This is a genomic window from Amycolatopsis sp. NPDC054798, assembly GCF_053611505.1.
Genome location: NZ_JBSHAM010000133.1, coordinates 1 through 17499 on the forward strand (window position 1 = coordinate 1; position 17499 = coordinate 17499).

The window sequence follows — 17499 nt, forward strand, 5'->3', positions numbered from 1 at the left end:
AGGGTGTGCTGCGCCACGCCTCGCCGACTGTCCGTGAAGGGCTCCTTGAGGGAATCTGATTCCCTCAAGGAGCCCTTCACGGACTTTGGTCAGGCGGGCAGGAGCACCTCGTGCCCGGCTTCGCGGAAGGCCGCCACGGCCCGGCCGAGGTCGTCCGAGCGGACCAGGATGTGGTCGGTGTCGAAGGTGGACAGCGAGAACAGCGCGACGCCGGCCGCCGCCAGCTCCGACGCGAGCGCGGAAATGATGCCGGTGAGCGTGAATTCCAGCGGCCCGCGCACGGTGAACAGCCGCCAGCCCTCCTCGACGGTGCCGCCCTCGGGCTCGCGGCCGGTCGGGCAGATCACCGAAAGCTCGTCGGGCGTGCGGGTGACCGAGACGAGCGCGGGCTCGCCGGGCTCCAGCAGCTCGGCGGGAACGGCGGCGTCGGCGGGGAGCCGCACCACCGAATACGGGCCGGGGCGGAGGTCGATCGTCAGGTGTTTCATCAGTGCGTTGTCAGCCTTCCAGCACTTTCGGGCTCGAGGCGATCTCGGTGCCGTCGGGCAGGGTCGAAATCGTGAAGTCGGCGAACACGTTGGCCGCTGCCTTGTGCAGCTGCCGCAGGCATTCGACGGCCAGCGAACGGATCTCGACGTCCGCGTGTTCGGTAGCGCGCATCGCGACGAAATGCCGCCAGGCACGGTAGTTGCCGGTGACGACGATGCGGGTTTCGGTCGCGTTCGGCAACACCGCGCGGGCCGCCTGGCGCGCCTGCTTGCGGCGCAGGGTGGCGCTCGGCGTGTCGGCGAACTTCTCCTCCAGCCCGGCGAGCAGCTCGTCGTACGCGGCGGCGCTGGCTTGCGTCGCCTTGACGAATTTCTCGTGCAGCACCGGGTCTTCGGCGATCACGTCCGGCTCGACGAACTCGGCGTCGTACTCGGGAACGTAGCGCCGCGACAGCTGGGAGTAGGAGAAATGCCGGTGCCGGATCAGCTCGTGGGTGAGGGAACGGGAGATCCCGGAGAAGTAGAAGGTGACCGTCCCGTGCTCCAGCACGGCCAGGTGGCCGACGTCGATGACGTGCTCGAGGTAGCCGGCGTTGGTCGCGGTCGCGGGGTTCGGCTTCTCCCAGGATTGGTAGCAGGCGCGCCCGGCGAACTCGGCGAGCGCCTCGCCTCCGTCCGCGTCAGTGGACCAGGGCACGTCCTCGGGCGGGAAGAACTCGGTTTTCGCGATGAGCTGCACCTTGGGCGGCACCGGTCTCGCTCCCCTCTGTCGGCCCCGCCAGCCTAACCCGACAGCACGGGTGACATCACCGCGCCTTGACGTGACGTCATTGGTGACGCCATAGTGGTGTCATGGATTTGACGCCGTACATCGCGAACCTTCGCGAAGACCTCGCGAACACGGCTTCCGCCGGGGACGAGCAGACCCGGCGGGCGGCCGCACTGCTGTCGTCTGCTCTGGAGCCGGCTGTCCGGCTGACGCTGATGAACGCGCTGGCCGACCTGGCGGCCGAGGTGACCGCCGCGCTGCCCGGCCAGGTCGTGGACGTCCGGCTGGACGGCCGCGACGTGCGCGTGGTCGTCACCGGCGGCGAGGACCGTTCTTCATCCGCGCCTCCGCCGCCACCGCCGCCCCCCGCGCCTCCGATCGACGGCGGGGACATCTCGCGGATCACCCTGCGGCTGGTCGAGCAGATCAAGGGCCAGGCCGAACAGGCGGCGGCCGCACAGGGGGTTTCGCTGAACACGTTCGTGGCGCAGGCCGTGCAGGGGGCGCTCGGCCAGGCGCAGCAGCACCAGCAACGGCACCAGCGCTGGCAGGACAGCGGCAGCGGCGGGGGCCGCACCGAGACCAAGCTGCACGGCTGGGTCGAAGGCTAGAAGGGGGCATCACCATGGGCGAGAACCGGGAAGACCAGGGGAAGAACACCGAAGACCGGGCTGGGGAGCCTGGTTTCGGAAACACGGCCGAGACATCCTCGGGGGCTGCGTCCGGCAGTGCTGCTGCCGACGCTGCGGCAAGCGAGACCGCCGCGGGCGAAGATACCGCTTCGAAGACATCGGCCGCGCCGGACGAGACCGGCACCGCTGCCAGCGCTGAGTCCACTTCGGACACTGCGGCGGGCTCCGGATCGGACACCGCGGAACCGGGTCCGTACGTGCGGCTTCAGGACTTCGAGGCGGACGGTCCGGTCGAACTGGACCTGGGCGTCACGATCGGGCGGGTCGAGGTCGTGCTCGGGCGGGAGTCCGGGGTGACCGTGCGGCTGCAGCACGACGCGGGCGAGCAGCCGTCGTGGGTGAACGGGGTCAGCAGCCTGCTGTCGTGGGTCGGCGAGAAGTTCGGGGACCAGTTCGGCGGCATGCCGGAATTCTCGGTCGCCGACGCGGTGCGCCAGGCGCGGATCGAGAAGACCGGCAACCGGGTCGTCGTGCGGGCGGCCAAGGCGTGGCAGCTGCGGAACGTTCCGGTGGCGGTGACAGTCCACGCGCCGGCTGGCTCGCACCTCGAAGTGCGTGCGGGATCGGCGGACGTCACGGTGACCGGTGCCGCGGGCCGCGCGGACATCCTCACCGGCTCCGGCGAGGTGTCGCTGGAACGCGCGGACGGCGCGGCCACCATCCGGACCGGCACCGGAGCCGTGAAACTCGGCCCGACTCTTGCCGGACTGCAACTGCGGAGCGGCAGCGGCTCGGTCGAAGCGGCGTCGATCGCCGGACCGGCGACGCTCGGCACCGGCACCGGCAACGTCTGGCTGGGCGCGGTCGAGGGCGACGTGATGGCCCGCACCGGCAGCGGCGACCTGTCGGTGGCCGACGCGGCGTCCGGATCGCTCGAACTGATCACCGGCTCGGGCGAGGTGCGAGTCGGCATCCGGGGCGGAGTCCGGGCGGAAGTGGAACTGGCGTCGGCGGCCGGGCGGGTTTCGAGCGAGCTGGACGTGTCGGACACGCCGCCGGAGGGCGAGGTCGCGCTGAAAGTCCGCGCACGGACCGGAACCGGCAACGCGGTGGTGACCCGCGCGGCCGGCTGACGGTTCGCGCGAAGAACATCCCGTCCGCTCTGGCAGGCACACCCGCTGCTCCGCTCCCCGGGTGCGCCGAGCGGACGGATGCAAGGGGGAGGCGGCGGGCCGCACCGGAGGCATCCCGGACGGCCCGCCGCTTCGTGCTGTGCACGGGGATTCCTGGTGCGCCAAGGCATGCTGCGGTGGTGAGGATTTCCTGCGCGCCGAGCCTTGCTGCGGCGAGGATTCCGCGCGCTGTGGCGCAGTCACGACGGCGAGGACCTCCTCCGCTCACGGCGAAGGTTTCTCTGCACGCCAAGCCACGGCCGCCGCGGGGAGGATTTCCCGCGGGCCAAGCCAGGCCGCGGCGGGGATTCCGCACGCCGCAGCGCAGCCACGACGGCAAAGACCCCCGTCCGCTCACGGCAGGGTTTTCTCACCACGCCAAGGCCGCCATCGCCGCAAGGAACTCCCGCGCACCGAACGGACCGCCGTGACGGCAAAGGCTTCCGCCCGCTCCGTCCGCAGCCCGCACGGCGGAAACTTCCGCCCGCCCCCACGGCGAGAGTTCCTCCACGCGCCGCCGCACAGCGCTCGCGGCAAAGGCTTCCGCCCACCTGCCGCACCGCCCCCACGGCAAGGATTCCTTCGCACGCCAACGCACAGCCCCGGCGGCAAGGATCTCAGCGCAGGCGTCGTGAGTGTTCGCGCCGGTTAGAACCGAACCGCAATTGGTTACCTACTTGTGACCTGCGCACATCGCAACTTCGCGCAGGCCGCTGAGGTTCGATCTACCTGTTGAGGTGGTCAAGCATCCTGGTTCGGAGATCACTGACCGCTGTCTGGTACTCGGTATGTGCCTCGACGGTCGCCGGCCTGGATGGTCCTTCGCGCGAAGCCAGTGAAGCCGTACGCTCGGCTGAAGCCAGCAGACTCTCGATAGCGTCGGTGAGTTCGGGTGAGGTCAGTTCGACCGTGATCCCGGCGTCGCGGAGCCCGGAAAGCACTGCCTCGGCGTCCGCGGGGCCTCCAGCCGCAAGGGCAGCGGGGCGAATCAGGCCGCATGCCACCAGAAGTTTCGTGTAGACCTCCCGCCGGTCCTGATAGGTTTGTTCCTCGCGTCGAGCGGCCTGCTCTCCCTTCGCCAGATCGCGCGCTCGCTTGGATGCGATCAACTGTGCGCCGAGTGCTCCGCTGAGCGTTCCTAGGAGCGTCAGCACGGCGAGCGAGATGGTGAGCCAGGTCGGGGTCATTGTCCGAATCCATCCGCTGGTGCGCCGTACGATCGGCACCGCACAGAGCGCGTGGCTGCCCATCCCGGCGCTAGCCCAGCGACCTCGTCGATCGCGTCGTCGCACAGTTTGTTCACTGCTCGACCTCGACCAGTCGGGACCGTACGGCGTCCGCAGCGGGATCGCCAAGGGCGAGGTAGAGGTCGCGCGCACGACGGAGGGCGTCAGTTGCTGCTGTTCGGTCGTCTTCGGCGAGCACCTCGCCCAGCCGATGCAGTGCGTCAGCCTGAAGCCGGCGAAGATTGTCGGCTCCGAACAGTGTGGATGCTTCTCGGTATGCGACGACAGCACGAGCATTGTCACCCGCTCCGTGAACGGCCGCGGCGTATACGATCAAGCATTTCGCGCGGTTCTCCCGCTCGTTGCTGTGCTCGTCGAAATACCGCAGAGCCCGGTCTACCGCTTCGAGGGCTGCGGGCCATGCCGCGCAGTGCTCGTGGGCTCGGGCGCGTTGCAGTCCGAGCAGGCCAAGCATCCGAGGCTTCTGATCCGCCGGGATCGCCGCGCCCGCCTGATGGATCACGTCTTCAGCCCGGCGGTAACGAGCGAACGCACCGTCAAAATCGCCCTCGGCAGCAGCGATTTTGCCCAGCCATTCGTGGGCGCTCTCCACTCCGAGGACGTGCCCGGCACGGATCGCCGCGGCCAGCGAGGTTTCGAAGTCTTTCCGCGCTGCGGCCAGATCGCCGACGGCGAGCCAGGCGGCACCGCGTTGATTGGCGACCTGCATGATCGCTTCGATGTCCCCGCACGCTTCAGCGGATTTCAAGCCCACGCTGTGGCTGTCAAGCCAAGCATCGGTGTGTCCGTGTTGGTGCAAGAACTTGAAGACGGCGATGCAAAGTTGCCAGCTGACCTGGTAGAGGCCGACACCGTGGGCCAAGTCGACGCACGCCGTGACGGCCTGCCACTCGGCCTCGAACCAGGCAATCGCGTCATCGCGAGCGGGCGGAGCCTGTTCGGAACGCACGTACTCGGCGAATACGGGGCCGACCCGCCAGCGATCGGACAGCGCTGCGTCACGCGGCACTGCCTCCCGCAGAAACCACGTCACCAGCCTGCTGACGACGACGGAGCACTCCGCGTCACCGTCTTTATCGCGCGCTCGCTGGCGCGCGTCCGCGCGGATGACGCTGTGGAAAGAGAACCGGTCTCCCTCGACCAAGAGCAGGTTGGCGTCTACCAGCTCGTCGAGGAGTTCTTCAGCCTCGTCGACATCGGTGTCCAGCGCGGCCGCCGCCGCGGGGGCGGTGAAGCTCGGGCCGGGTATCAACGACACTCGTCGATAGGCTTGCTGCTGCTTCTGCAGGTTGGCTGTCGTAGGCCGTGCTCAGAAAGGTCACCAGCCGTTGCGACAGTTCCATCTGCAGCAACGTCGCTGCCGAATCACGCAGTGCGGAGAGGAATCGTCGTGCCGCGCGCGCACGGCCCTTGAGCTGCGCGGCGACAAGCCGGATCAGGAGCGGGTATCCGTCGCACAGGTCGGCCAATTCGGTGATCGTCGCGGCATCGAGCGTGTCCGCCGTGGACCCCAACGCGGAGACGAGCAACTTGCGTGAATCCTGTGGGGGCAGCTTGTCCAGCTGGATGTCCACGAAATCCAACAGGTACAGGTCCCGCAGAAGCCTGCGGGTAGTCACCAGGACGGCGGCCTCGGGTGCTCTGCCGGGGATCAATGGTTCGACCTGGTCGGCTGTGACCAGGTCCTTGATCACTAGCAAGAACCGCCGCCCGGCCGACAACAGCTGGAAGGCCTCGATGCGGGCTTTTTCCGAAGCAGGCAGTTCGGCGTCAGCCATTCCTAGGCCGCGCAGCGCCTGCCCCGCCATCTCACCCGTTGGCGTTGGCAGGTCGTTGGCCTGGCGCGCGGCAACTTCGATGTAATCGCGGCCGAACAGTTCACGATTCTGGTGGAATACTTCGGCAATCAGGCTCGAACGTCCCAGGCCTTCCGGGGCATGGACATAGACCAACCCCACACGTCGCTCGGCGCGCCGTGCAGCCAGGGTCTCGTAGATATCCTTACGCGGCCTGTCGCGATTGAAGAACGGAACCGTCCGGCGTGGCCAAAAGTCGACACTCACGAACACCCCCGAATGGCGTAATACGTCACTGAGCACAGCCGACCACGTAGCGTAGCGCAGCCCCAGCATCTTCTCTCAAGATCGACGCGAGAATACGGCAGGTAACGCCGAGCGCTACCTGAATGACACCGATCACGGTCCGCCAGCCTAAGCTGCAGTCCGCGCGAGTTGGCAAGGGCGACGCCGCCTACCGGTACGCAGGCGGTACTCTTGCCCCAACTCGGAACGCGAGGCGCTGAGGCTGGGACCAGGCCACCCGGAGGGTCGAGGTTCGCAGCGAGAGGGTGTTGGGCGCCCACCTCGTGAAACGCCGTATTTGTCCTCGCCGAGTGCGTGGTGCTCTCTGACTGTCCGGGAAGTCATGAGGAGACACCTGTGCCGCATTCCGTTCGCCGCCGCATGATCGCCCAACGGCGCAAATACACCGGGGAAACCACCGAACAGGCCGCTCCAGGCGTCCGAGGCCGCTCGCATGGCCTTGACGAGTGCAGTCTCGAACAGCGGCGATTTCGCGCCGTTCTAGCCGTTCTGATGCTTAACGAGCACACCGACAACAACCTGGGCCAAGATGCGGTTGCCCGCTGCATTGCCAGTAGCGTCCTGCGCCAGATGATCCACATTTCCGCCAGGCCCGACGAATTGGTCGTCCTCTCGGACATCCCGCACCACCTCATCCAGAAGGTTCTGCCGAGGGATGTGGCCTCGACCGTGCACGGCATCCCCGGCCTGCGATGTCTCGACGCCGACCCCGAGGGCCGCTGGTACCGGTTCCTGCATGTTGGAACGGGAGGCACGTTCCGACTGCAGTACGCCGGGCCGACCCCGGAGGAGTACTGCTTCAGTCCCGAACCCGATTGGCCGGATTCCTGGGATCCAGTCGCCCCGGCCCCGGGATTGACCGAGAACGAGGCGCATGTCCTGGCGCAGATCCCGGCGATGCACGATGACCTGGAGACGTTGCTCGCCGGCCTGGTCGTCCGACTGAGTTGCAAGGACCCCGGCGGCCGGTGGGCATTGGGCGAGCTGGACTGGGATCCTCTGCTCCGCGGCCGCCCAAAGGCAGTCACGTACCGCCGTTATCTGTGGGGCTCAGGTACCGACTGGATTCTGCACTACAACGGCCCGATCTCCGCCGACGACATCGCCGCCGCCCTGACCGATGCCCGCATCGGAATCGACGGGGCTCGAATCGAGGCCCGGCAGGACGGCCTCGTACGAGTCGAGCGCGGCACAGCATCCTTGGAGATCAGCAACTACACCGCGCCGTACGACCGCGTCCGTCCGTTCGCTCCGCGCACGACGCCAAGCCGACACCGCCCGGCCGAAGCCGCTGCTCGCACCTGACCTGTCGGCGATTCAGGTGTGCCTAACGGTGGAGGGCGATCGCCTCGCCGGGCTCCTCAAGGCTGAGGAGGGCCAGCGAGGCGACAGTCCGACGTGAGCAAACGGTCAGCGTTCGCGACCGCGAGGACAACGGGCGTTGACCTGCCAAAACGGTCGCTCGACGTATCCGGGCCGACAGCACGGTGTCGCGCCCCGGCGCGAGTCGTGAGATTTTGGCTGATTGGCTCTTGGACGATTCTGGCCTCCGCAACGGCATCAAGGTGATACCGATGGCGATCGAGGAGACGATGATGAGGGGAACCGACCATTCACACGCCCCTTCGGCGAGGTGCCCGTGACGGTCACCCGCGACTGCCCGAGGACGACCTGCGTCTGCGCGGAGCGCGGGCTCGCTCCGGGATCCTGCCCGGTCTTCGGAGCCCGGTCATCGCCGAGCTTGTTTCCGCAGGATTTCATCGCGTTCCATGATGCCCATCGGCTGAACTTTGTGAAGTATGCACGGTTTCGCGGGCTGTCATGGCACGACGCCGAGGACGCGGTCAGCGATGCGTTCGTCCTGCTCTACCGGGCCAGGGACAAGCTGATGGCCAGCGACAGGCCCGAGGCATTCGCGTTCAAGGTGCTGCGCGACGCCATCGCGGACTTCTGCCGGCAAAAGGACCGGCGGCCCCACCCCGCCGGGCTGACTGACGACGACCAGCTGAGCAACGCTCGGCCGGACGACCAGTTCTCCATGCTGTGCACCCTCCTGGACTTCGAACGGGCGCTGGAACGTCTCCCGGCACGGCAGGCGGACTGCCTTCGGCTGAGCGCTTTGCTCGATCAGGACACCCGCACCATCGCCCAATACCTCGGCATCGGCGAGTCGACCGTCAGGTCACACCTGAACCACGCCCGACAATCCCTTGCCGCCCTAGAAGGGAAGGAGGGGCGCTCATGAGCCTCGACGACGAACTCCGCCAGGCGACGGACGCCCTGCACGCCGAGTACCGCGACTACGACCTCGCCGGTGCCCGGCAGCACCTGGAAGACCGCATCGTCTCCGCGGAAGCGTACGAGGTCGCCCATCCGCATCCCTCCAGGCAGCCGTACGTCACGCAGGCCGACGTGCAGCCGATCGGGCAACGGGACGAGTGGTGGGAGCAGGCCGCCTGCCGAGACACCGAACCCGGGCAAATGCTGGTCCGGGGCGCGCAGCAACGCAAGGCCAAGGCGGTGTGTTTTGGATGCCCGGTTCGCGCAGAGTGCCTCATCGAGGCACTGGACAACCGAATCGGGTACGGCGTGTGGGGAGGAATGACAGAGCGCGAACGTCGGGCGCTGCTGCGCCGCCGCCCGGATGTCGAATCCTGGAGCGAACTGCTCTTGCAGGCCCGGCGTGAATCGGAGCCCAACGATGCCTGGGCAGACATCCTCTTCGGATGACCCCGGCACATGACCTGGAGAAGGCAGTTCATGTCTGACGTCTTCCGCCGCCCGGCCAATCCGGCTGGGCGGCATCCGGCGGATGGCGACGCCACTTGCACGCCGACTGACGCGACGACCACCAGCCCGCGGCCCGCACCGTATCCTCAGCGCACCTCTCCAGCGGTGAGCGACAACAACGAGGCTGTCCGGGTGACGGACACACCATCCGCCTGGCATCGTCTCGCGCTATTCCTGGTCATCTTCGGCGTGTTCGCGGGCCTGGTGGTCAGCTTGGTCGCCCTGGGCCAAAACCTCGCCGTGTCCGTCGGCGTCCCCGCAGCTCTAGGCGGTGCCGCACTCGCCGTGCTCGGCCAACTCGTCCCCAGCGCGCGGCACCGAGAATGAAGACCGAGTGCCACCGCGTTTCAGCGACGACGTCAGGCTGTCCTGTCGGTGCCCGGAGCGGAGTCACCGCCGGAAATCCCAGGGCGGCCGCTGTCTAGGGTTCCAGACGATGACCTTTTCCCGTTTCTAGTTTTCGACGGAGTCTGTTTGCTTCAGGAGAATTGACGCAAACCAGATATAAATGCTTAATCGAGGTGCGCAGAATTCAAGGAAGGAGGTGCGCACAGGGTGGTTATCGTGACCAGTCTGGCCGGCCGACGGCGTGCGGCAAGGCTGACTTAGCTGGGGCTTCCGTTGGTGCGAGGGGAGCAGTAGGGGGTCATCCTTAAGGCGACGGGTCTTCGACGTCCAGGATGACGACGCGGATGACGTGCCAGCGATCCTGCAAGATCGCAGTGCTGGGGTAATTTACTTGTCAGGCGCTCCGCTCGATCCCGCTCTATCGAACTAATTCCCGCACGGAAAAGTTTCCCTCTGCACCCTTTGGAAATTCTTGCGGCTGCGCCCCTTAGAATGGGGCAATAATAGCATCTCTTGTGCGCACAGAAAAGGTCGTGCTGAGGCGAGTCAGGAGTCCGGTACTGCCAGGCCTCGGCCGCCAGTGTCAGGTCAATTCTCATTGGCACGCAACTGTGCCCTCAGCCGACGGATGTCGCTGACCACGGACCAGGTCAATAACGGTTCGACTGCCAGCGCTCGACGGGCTTCAGCAAGCCTTGGCAGAGCCTCGGCGGTCAGTGCGTGAAGTGTGCCTTCATCCAGGCCGTCGTCGAAGATCTCCAGCACGGCCGCACACAGATGGCAGAATCCTGCTGCTTCGCGGCAGATCCGGATCAGGGCGGCGCCGTCGTCCGCCTCGGCATGTTTGCGCAGCGCTCCGGCCAATAGGTCCAGCCTGGGAACAAGATCGTGCTGGCTTGGGCGAACGAGTTCGCCGACCGTGTTGAGGGTGACGATGATGTCCGATGCCGATTCGCCGGGTGGCTGCTGGTGCACGGTGAAGGTGAACGCCCGCAGTTTCGCCGCGACGTCGGTGGCGACGATCTCGCTGGTGACGTGTGCCAACCGCAGAGGCGGACTCAACCGGTGGCCGAACACAAGATATCCGTCGAGTGGGTCATCCCGGTCGAGATCCCGCAGTGTGGCCGCAACTCGTTCCAGCTCTCGCGGGATCCCTGCGGACAGGACGTAGCACAGGCAGGCGTAAGGGCTGGGCAGGCCGATGAGGCGATGGTCGAGCCAGTCGTGGGCCTCGGCAAGGGTGAACGGGTCGACGGTGATCATCGCGGTGAACGCACTGTCCAGGGCATCCCGGACTGGTATGCCGCGCAGTTCGAAGGATGCGAGTGCGTCGTCGGACACCGATACCAGGAACACGCAGTTGGTCACTCCGAAGACAGTTTTGATTTCGTTGACGAATTCGTGCGCCTGTGCGGGGTCGGCGAACTTGTCCAGCTCGTCGATGGCGATGGCGATGCCAGTGATCTCGCCCGCCCGGATCAGCGTGGTGGCGGCGCGCTGGAGAAACCCGCGGAGCTGGTCCACGACCTCGGGTTGCGTCAGGGGCTGTTCGGCGTGTGCGATGGACCGGGTGACCGTCATGCCCATCCCGCGCGGGCCGTCGACCTTGCCGGACCAGCCGCTGGTGTGGGTCTGCAGGAACCGGATCCGGCGCAGCTGTTCCGTCGCCAGCGCCGCCAGCACCCGCATCGGCTCGCTCAGCTGATGCAGCCGACGGCCGCGCTCGATGCCGGTCAAGGTGCGCCTCGCTCGCTCGCTTCGCCGGGCGGTCGGCAGCACCTTCGGCCGCAGCTGCTGCGGCAGCGCCGGCGATATCCGAGCGATCACGCTCACGAGGCCGGCGCGAATAGTCGAGTACTGCCACCAGCCGCCCCAGGCCTGGACTCGTTCCCCGAGCTGTCGTGCAGTGCGTTCAGGCAGACGCCGCAACGGAAGCGTCACCAGTTTCAGCAGCGACCGAGCAGACAGCAAGATGCACGCGGTGACCGTGATCAGCCGCAGCAACGCGGGCGCCAACGCGCCGAGGCCGTGCTCGGCCTGTTCCCCCGACAGGCTCGTAAGCTGCTGGTATTGCGCAACAAAGAGGGCGGGAAGGCCTGCGAAGTCGTGTTGTCGCCGCCAGAAGATCGCGGCCAGGCTCAGCCCGGCAGCCAGCCACGCGGTCGCGCGTACGAAGTACTTGGCCGCCCTCAGCCACGCCGCACGCCGGTCAGCCGCGCGCTGATGGTGCTCCCAGCGGTCCATTACCGCTGAGCCATGCGCAACACGAGGGTTGCCCATGGCTTCTAGCACTGCCCGGCAGACCGTCGCGTGCAAGTGCAGCACAAACTCCCGCAACTGGTAACGCGCCGGTGCTGGCACGACGACAGTCAGCCGTCCCTCCAGGTCCGCCTGGGGCAGCACTCCGTCGGCCAGTGCCCGCAGCAACGTCGTCTTCCCCACGCCCCGCCGTCCGGCAAGGGCGATCGCGCCGGTCGCGGTCTGCGACAGCTCTCTGCCCAACCGTCGCACAGCGTCGGTCGGGATCAGCACCGAAGCGGGGTACCTCCAGGCCAGGAACGGGTCATGAATGCGAAGGTCGTGGCTGAACGTCCGGTGTGCGCCTTGGTTGATGCGGGCCAGGATCTCCGGCAGCACCACGTCGTTGCGCACCGAGGTTTTCCAATCCCAACGCAAACGAGTGACCCCGAGGCGCAGCCGGAATCGACGCCGTCCCCACATTCTGCGCGTCTGCCATGCCGGCGGAAGAGCGTCGGCCACGGTGCTGTCGACCCACGGAAAGCGGTACACCCCGTAGCCGATCGCGATCGCTGCCGCTGCTTGGAACACCGACCAGACGGGGAGCAGCAGCGGGACAACGATCGCGGGTGCCAGTATCGTTCCCAGCATCAGGAACAGCGTCCGCACTTGCGGCTTCCGCAGCGTCGACAGGTCGGTGATCGCGACTCGCGGCTTCTCGTTGAAGTGCTCGTCCAACTGGGTAGCGCGGTCCGCCACCGATGCGTGCACAGACCGCATGCGGCGGAGGAAATCCTCGTCGCGCATGAGATTGTCCTGCAACTGGTTGATCATCGCCGTCCCCCAGCGGCGCTCCCGGAACACGTCGCGCAGATCGCTGGACCACAGGACCTCGCCGATGATCGACTCGGAATCGCGCCGAAACGAACTTCGCTCGGCGAACCCCGTGCTGTCGTGCATGATCCCCTCCCGGCTCGCCCTTCCCCTGGCGTGACGCCATGGAGTACATCCCCCGCCTCGCCCTGGCCTCAGACAGCCACGCCGCCGACGAACGCCTTCCACCCAAATGTCTGCACGCATCAGGTGCACTCCGCGGCGACCAGAAACATTCGAATTCGCCAGTGCTGTCACGCTTCTGGTTTCGGCTTGAAGACGCTTTCCTCTATCTTTGGCGCGGTCGTCTACGGAATGCGCATTATGGTGATGTGCCAGTGGGCGATTTTAGTGAACAGCGGTACCTCGCCGAATAGTGCAGTGGTGTCAGGCGCGCGAGATCCTGGAGCAGGGGCTCGTTCGCCTTGTCGTACGCCTTGTCCGACATCTGCCGCGCGCCCCATTTCGCCGCGATCGCTTCCTGCCGTTCCTCGCACTCGGTGATCTCCGCCTCGACGGCGGCCAGCCGATCGGAGACCAGCGCCCGCGCGGCCTTGATCGCCGCCGCGTGGTTCTTGTCCGACAAGCGCGCGATCACCAGGGCGCGGATTTCCCGGTCCACCGCCCGCATGTCCGCCGCGACCTTGCCGCAGCCCCCGCGCGCTTTCGGGCAATGGTATTGGCGCCGCCGCTGTCCGTCCGGGTATTCGCCGACGTGCGGGCGGGCGGACAGCTTCTTGCGGCACTTCGGGCAGGTCGCAATCCCGGACCCCATGTAGGTGTTGCCCGGTTGCCGTCCCCGGGTGCGCCCGGCGAACAACGCCCGCAGCCGCTTGAAATCGTGAGGGTCCACGATCGGCTCGCCCGGCATGTGTCCGACGATTTCCCCGTCGTGCTCGATCAGGCCCGCGTTGCGCGGCCGCAGCAGCACGTCGCGGACCTGTACCGGGCTGAACACCCCTCCGGTGACCGTGCGCAGCCCGGCCGCGTTCCATTCCTCGGTCACCGCTTCCTGCGTCACCTTGGCCAGGAGCGCGCGCGTCCCGGACCGCAACGCGGCACGCTCCCGCTCCACCAGTTCCGCCGGAACCGGCTCGCGGGTGTCGTTGCCGTCCTCGTCCAGCGCGTCTTCTTTCGGCACCGTCCGGTCCAGCCCGGGGAACCCGAACGACCGGCCCTGCAAGTGCGGGACGCCCCGGCGGCGCAGCGTGTCGAACCGGCGGGAAATCCGCTGAGACGCTTCGTCTGAGTTGCGCTGGTTGTGCGCGACCTCCTGCCGCAACTGGTACCGGTCGTTGTAATCAGACAGGTCATAACGACCGTGCGAGGACCCCACCGTGACCGAGTCGAAGCCCTCGACCAGCTTGAACAAATCCTCAAGATCCGAGGACAGGCGCCAACCCCGGTCGGTGTTCCACAACACCACGCCATCGGACGCCCGCGACGCGATCCGCTTGATGATCCGTTCCCACCCCTGCGGCGGACCTTCGGATTCCACGCGGACAGCTTCGGGTCGGAAATCTCCTCGCCCAGCACCCCGCCCAACCGCGCGATCGTCTCGCGGTTGTCAGCGTGCTGGGTCTCGCACTTCTCCAGCTTCCCGGCCTGATTCCTGGACAACCGCGCATACGAGTCCAAGATCGGCTGGCGACCGCCCCAACCAGCAGTAACCTCGTAACCGTGACCCATACCACCACGGTAGGTCGCCAAATGAGAGTCCGCTAGAACCGGCATAGGCACTCACGAGACTCCCGCACCACCGACGCCACCATCCCGGTCAGGACAGGCCACAGCGCGCGTCGTGAGCGGCGGCACCGGTCCCCACCTCCGCCGCCTCGCACGAGCCCCAGCTCACTTCATCGCACGCCGCAACGCCCGGGCCAGATCACCCCGCTCCCCCACCACCACGCCGTCCAGGCCCTGCCACTCCGCCATCGTCCGCAGTTCCGCGGCCAGCTCCGCCGCCACCCGCGCCTGCTCGACCCCGGGCTCGGCGAACGCACCCTGCACCCGCAGCACCCCGGCCGCCCGGTCGGATTTCAGGTCCACCCGTGCCGACAGCGTCCCGTCCAGCAGGAACGGGAACACGTAATACCCGTGCACCCGCTTGGGTTCCGGGACGTAAATCTCGATGCGGTACCGGAATCCGAACAACCGCTCCGTCCGGGCGCGCTCCCAGACCAGCGGATCGAACGGACACAGCAGAGCCCGCCCGGACACCGCCCGCGGCGTGCGCGCTTCGGCGTGCCGGTACGCGACCGCGCGCCAGTCGGCGACCTGGACTGGCTCCAGGACGCCTTCCTCGACCAGCTCCTGAACGGCTTGCCTCGAAACGTCCGGGCCCAGGCGGTAGTAGTCGCGCAGGTCGGTTTCCGTTGCCACGCCCAGAGCCCGCGCCGAGCGGTCGATCAAGCCGCGGGCGCCTTCCTCCGCGGAAACCTTGCGGGACAAGATTTCCGGCGGCACCACGCGCTCGGTCAGGTCGTACAACCGCTCGAAGGACCGCCGGGTGCCGGTGCTCAGCTGGCCGACCCCGAACAGGTACTCGCACGCCTTCTTCACCACCGAGCGTTCCCACCACGCCCCCGGACCCCGGCGGCCGGCGTCGGTTTCCAGCGCCTTTTCGATCGCCCCGGCGCCGATCGGGCCCTGTTCCTTCACGACCGCCAGCACGTCGTCGAGCAGGCCGGGCGTCGTGTCGAGCACCCGGAGGTAATTCCGCCACCAGCCGTCCCGTTTCGCGCCGGACCGCAGCAGCGGCCAGTCTTCGATCGGCAGCAGGCTGGCCTCGTGCGCCCACGACTCGACCAGCAGCCGCGGCCGCCGCGGGCGGTGGCTCCACGCGGCGTCGTCGACCAGCGCCGGGTCGTACGCGCCGAGACGCGAGAACAGCGGCATGTAGTGCGCCCGCACCGCGACGTTGACCGAATCCAGCTGCAGCAACTGGACCCGGGACAGCACCGTGGCGAGGTGCCGCCGGGTCGGGGGCGAAGCGGGCCGGGGGTCGGCGAACCCCTGCGCGGCCAGAGCGGTGCGGCGGGCGGCGGAAAGGCTGATCGTCTGCATGATTCCGCCATGGTGCCAGCCACCCCCGACAGTTTCGGTACATTGCCCGCGTGAGTGCCGCCGAAGTCCGTCCCGCGAATCCGTCCGACGCCGCGGAGATCGCCCGCATCCAGCGGCTTACCTGGCGGGCGGCCTATGCCGGTCTCCTGGGCGCCGAGGCCATCGACGACCTCGACAAGGCCGACCTCGAAGGCACCTGGGCGGAGACGATCGAGTACCCCGATTCCCGCGTCTACCTGGCCACCGAAGGCTCGTTCACGGTCGGCTACTGCGTCGCCGGACCAGCCCCGCAGGACGAAGCCGCCGCGGCCGACGGGTCACCGCCCGAGGACGCTCCCGGGCTGATCGCGTCGCTGGTGGTCGAGCCGCGCTGGGGCCGCCGCGGACATGCCGGGCGGCTGCTCGCGGCCGCCGCCGCCGACCTGCGCGCGAACGGGCTGACCCGCGGCATCACCTGGGTCGCCCAGTCCGACCACGCGACGCTCGGGTTCTACCGCCGCGCCGGCTGGTCCCCCGACGGCACTGTCCGCACTCTCGACACCGGCCGCGGCACGCTGCGCGAAGTCCGGCTCACCGGCACGCTGGAACTGGAACTCACACACTGACCGGTTCTTCGCGCTTCGCGAAGACCACCCAGCGCATCACCGAGTACATGAACACGCCCTCGCACGCCCCGGCGATCAGCCGCGACAGGTGGTATTCCACGCCCAGCGCGGTCAGTCCGGCGCCCAGGCCGAGCAGGAACGCCGCGTAGTTCACCGCGATCGCCAGCACGTACAACACCGCTTGACGGCCCACCGGCGCGTGCGAGCGGAAGTTCAGCGCACGGTTCAGCACGAAGCTCAGCCCGAACGCGACCACGTACGCGAGGCTGATCGACAGCCACACCGGCCACTTGAGGCCGCCGTGGAACAGCGTCAGCAGCACCAGATCGACACCGAACGTAAAGCCGTTGATCACCGCGAAACCGAGGAAACTCGGGGCGACGATCCGGGACAATCCGAACGGAAGGACGCGCACGACGGCGGCGCACAGTCCGGCGAAACGGTCGGCGATGGGCACCTCAGGCACCTGCCCGATCCTGGCAGCAGAAGGTGTCCGAGACCGGTCGGCCAGGTGATCTTCTGGGGTTGGCGCCCAGGGAAAGAGTGGGGTTAGCCCCCGTGATCTTTTCGTGATGGCTGCTAGCTTGGAGTGAGCAGGGACACGAAGGGGGGTGACGCAATGGGATGGGTGCTGATCACCCTCGGCGTCGCCTTCGGCTCGGCGATCGTGCCGCTGATCAACGCCGAGCTCTTCGTCATCGGCCTCTGCGCGAGCCAGCACAACGTGCACTGGCTGTGGCTCGGCGGCGCGGTCGCGGTCGGGCAGATCGCCGGGAAACTGCTGTACTACCTGGCCGCGCGCGGCTCGATCCGGCTCCCGAAGTTCCTGCACGACCGGCTGCACCGCGAACGCCCGCTGACCCCGCGGCGCGTCCGCTGGCAGCTGCGCACCAAGGCGATCCGCGGCAAGATCGAGGCGCTGCGCGAACGGTGCCAGCGCCATCCGCACTGGATGACCGGCACCTACGGGATCAGCTCGCTCGTCGGGCTGCCGCCGTTCATGGCGACGAGCGTGCTCGCCGGGATGGTCCGGATGCGGCTGTCGACGTTCCTCGCCGCCGGGCTGGCCGGGCGGTGGGTGCGGTTCAGCCTGCTGGCGGCTTCGCCTGCCATGTTCGCCAGCTGGCTCCAGTAACCGGCTAGAAGTCCGTGAGGGGACCCCTGAGGGA

The 17499-nt window shown here is 67.6% G+C and carries 17 protein-coding genes; 8 read left to right on the plus strand and 9 right to left on the minus strand.

Translation table 11 applies throughout. The features are described 5' to 3' along the window. Positions 1 to 89 precede the first annotated feature (89 nt). Both ACWGIC_RS41105 and thyX read right to left on the minus strand, forming a co-directional pair. Positions 90 to 488 (minus strand): ACT domain-containing protein, encoded by a 399-nt coding sequence (locus ACWGIC_RS41105; RefSeq protein WP_452081365.1) that lies wholly within the window; start codon positions 486 to 488, stop codon positions 90 to 92. A gap of 10 nt (positions 489 to 498) precedes the next feature. Then, positions 499 to 1239, minus strand: coding sequence for an FAD-dependent thymidylate synthase (gene thyX / locus ACWGIC_RS41110; RefSeq protein ID WP_452081366.1), 741 nt, complete (start codon positions 1237 to 1239; stop codon positions 499 to 501). Between the two features lie 101 nt (positions 1240 to 1340). On the opposite strand from thyX, the gene ACWGIC_RS41115 reads away from it, so the two are divergent. Both ACWGIC_RS41115 and ACWGIC_RS41120 read left to right on the plus strand, forming a co-directional pair. Beyond that, positions 1341 to 1868: a toxin-antitoxin system HicB family antitoxin gene (locus tag ACWGIC_RS41115; protein WP_452081367.1), complete on the plus strand. Its 528-nt coding sequence runs from the start codon at positions 1341 to 1343 to the stop codon at positions 1866 to 1868. 278 nt (positions 1869 to 2146) lie between these two features. After that, positions 2147 to 3022, plus strand: a complete 876-nt coding sequence (locus ACWGIC_RS41120; protein ID WP_452081380.1) for a DUF4097 family beta strand repeat-containing protein — start codon at positions 2147 to 2149, stop codon at positions 3020 to 3022. Positions 3023 to 3786: 764 nt separating this feature from the next. On the opposite strand, the gene ACWGIC_RS41125 is transcribed toward ACWGIC_RS41120, so the two are convergent. The 3 genes from ACWGIC_RS41125 to ACWGIC_RS41135 all read right to left on the minus strand — a co-directional run bounded on the left by ACWGIC_RS41125 (position 3787) and on the right by ACWGIC_RS41135 (position 6440). Further along, entirely contained in the window at positions 3787 to 4248 is a 462-nt protein-coding gene (locus ACWGIC_RS41125) for a hypothetical protein (protein WP_452081368.1), read from the minus strand. 112 nt (positions 4249 to 4360) lie between these two features. After that, a complete protein-coding gene (locus ACWGIC_RS41130; RefSeq protein ID WP_452081369.1) occupies positions 4361 to 5566 on the minus strand; it encodes a hypothetical protein in 1206 nt (401 codons plus the stop codon). Continuing rightward, positions 5490 to 6440 carry an NB-ARC domain-containing protein gene (locus ACWGIC_RS41135; protein WP_452081370.1) on the minus strand — a complete coding sequence of 317 codons (951 nt, stop codon included), beginning with the start codon at positions 6438 to 6440 and terminating at the stop codon, positions 5490 to 5492. The genes ACWGIC_RS41130 and ACWGIC_RS41135 overlap by 77 nt, the downstream gene beginning before the upstream one ends. 306 nt (positions 6441 to 6746) lie before the next feature. Between ACWGIC_RS41135 and ACWGIC_RS41140 the strand changes: the two genes are divergently transcribed. The 4 genes from ACWGIC_RS41140 to ACWGIC_RS41155 all read left to right on the plus strand — a co-directional run bounded on the left by ACWGIC_RS41140 (position 6747) and on the right by ACWGIC_RS41155 (position 9527). Continuing rightward, positions 6747 to 7715, plus strand: coding sequence for a hypothetical protein (locus tag ACWGIC_RS41140; RefSeq protein ID WP_452081371.1), 969 nt, complete (start codon positions 6747 to 6749; stop codon positions 7713 to 7715). 334 nt (positions 7716 to 8049) lie between these two features. After that, positions 8050 to 8655, plus strand: coding sequence for an RNA polymerase sigma factor (locus ACWGIC_RS41145; protein ID WP_452081372.1), 606 nt, complete (start codon positions 8050 to 8052; stop codon positions 8653 to 8655). Between the two features lie 176 nt (positions 8656 to 8831). After that, a complete protein-coding gene (locus tag ACWGIC_RS41150; RefSeq protein WP_452081381.1) occupies positions 8832 to 9140 on the plus strand; it encodes a WhiB family transcriptional regulator in 309 nt (102 codons plus the stop codon). A gap of 30 nt (positions 9141 to 9170) precedes the next feature. After that, a complete protein-coding gene (locus ACWGIC_RS41155; protein ID WP_452081373.1) occupies positions 9171 to 9527 on the plus strand; it encodes a hypothetical protein in 357 nt (118 codons plus the stop codon). Between the two features lie 609 nt (positions 9528 to 10136). Here the strand turns inward: ACWGIC_RS41155 and ACWGIC_RS41160 are convergent. The 3 genes from ACWGIC_RS41160 to ACWGIC_RS41170 all read right to left on the minus strand — a co-directional run bounded on the left by ACWGIC_RS41160 (position 10137) and on the right by ACWGIC_RS41170 (position 15725). Next, complete coding sequence (locus tag ACWGIC_RS41160) at positions 10137 to 12917, minus strand: hypothetical protein (RefSeq protein WP_452081374.1); 2781 nt, start codon at positions 12915 to 12917, stop codon at positions 10137 to 10139. Positions 12918 to 12981: 64 nt separating this feature from the next. Next, positions 12982 to 14157, minus strand: coding sequence for a recombinase family protein (locus ACWGIC_RS41165; RefSeq protein ID WP_452081375.1), 1176 nt, complete (start codon positions 14155 to 14157; stop codon positions 12982 to 12984). A 353-nt stretch (positions 14158 to 14510) separates the two neighbouring features. Next, on the minus strand, positions 14511 to 15725 hold the full coding sequence (locus ACWGIC_RS41170; protein WP_452081376.1) for a winged helix-turn-helix domain-containing protein: 1215 nt from the start codon (positions 15723 to 15725) through the stop codon (positions 14511 to 14513). Positions 15726 to 15775: 50 nt separating this feature from the next. Here ACWGIC_RS41170 and ACWGIC_RS41175 point away from each other — a divergent pair, with 50 nt between their 5' ends. Continuing rightward, entirely contained in the window at positions 15776 to 16330 is a 555-nt protein-coding gene (locus ACWGIC_RS41175; protein ID WP_452081377.1) for an N-acetyltransferase family protein, read from the plus strand. Here ACWGIC_RS41175 and ACWGIC_RS41180 read toward each other — a convergent pair. Next, positions 16320 to 16796, minus strand: coding sequence for a GtrA family protein (locus tag ACWGIC_RS41180; protein ID WP_452081378.1), 477 nt, complete (start codon positions 16794 to 16796; stop codon positions 16320 to 16322). The genes ACWGIC_RS41175 and ACWGIC_RS41180 overlap by 11 nt on opposite strands. A 153-nt stretch (positions 16797 to 16949) precedes the next feature. On the opposite strand from ACWGIC_RS41180, the gene ACWGIC_RS41185 reads away from it, so the two are divergent. Continuing rightward, a complete protein-coding gene (locus ACWGIC_RS41185) occupies positions 16950 to 17465 on the plus strand; it encodes a hypothetical protein (RefSeq protein WP_452081379.1) in 516 nt (171 codons plus the stop codon). Positions 17466 to 17499: the final 34 nt, after the last annotated feature.

Coding starts and splice junctions, on each gene's coding strand:
- ACWGIC_RS41115 (WP_452081367.1), top strand. CDS start 1,341: ATGGATTTGACGCCGTACATCGCGAACCTTCGCGAAGACCTCGCGAAC.
- ACWGIC_RS41135 (WP_452081370.1), bottom strand. CDS start 6,440: ATGCTGGGGCTGCGCTACGCTACGTGGTCGGCTGTGCTCAGTGACGTA.
- ACWGIC_RS41185 (WP_452081379.1), top strand. CDS start 16,950: ATGGGATGGGTGCTGATCACCCTCGGCGTCGCCTTCGGCTCGGCGATC.
- ACWGIC_RS41170 (WP_452081376.1), bottom strand. CDS start 15,725: ATGCAGACGATCAGCCTTTCCGCCGCCCGCCGCACCGCTCTGGCCGCG.
- ACWGIC_RS41125 (WP_452081368.1), bottom strand. CDS start 4,248: ATGACCCCGACCTGGCTCACCATCTCGCTCGCCGTGCTGACGCTCCTA.
- ACWGIC_RS41105 (WP_452081365.1), bottom strand. CDS start 488: ATGAAACACCTGACGATCGACCTCCGCCCCGGCCCGTATTCGGTGGTG.
- ACWGIC_RS41155 (WP_452081373.1), top strand. CDS start 9,171: ATGTCTGACGTCTTCCGCCGCCCGGCCAATCCGGCTGGGCGGCATCCG.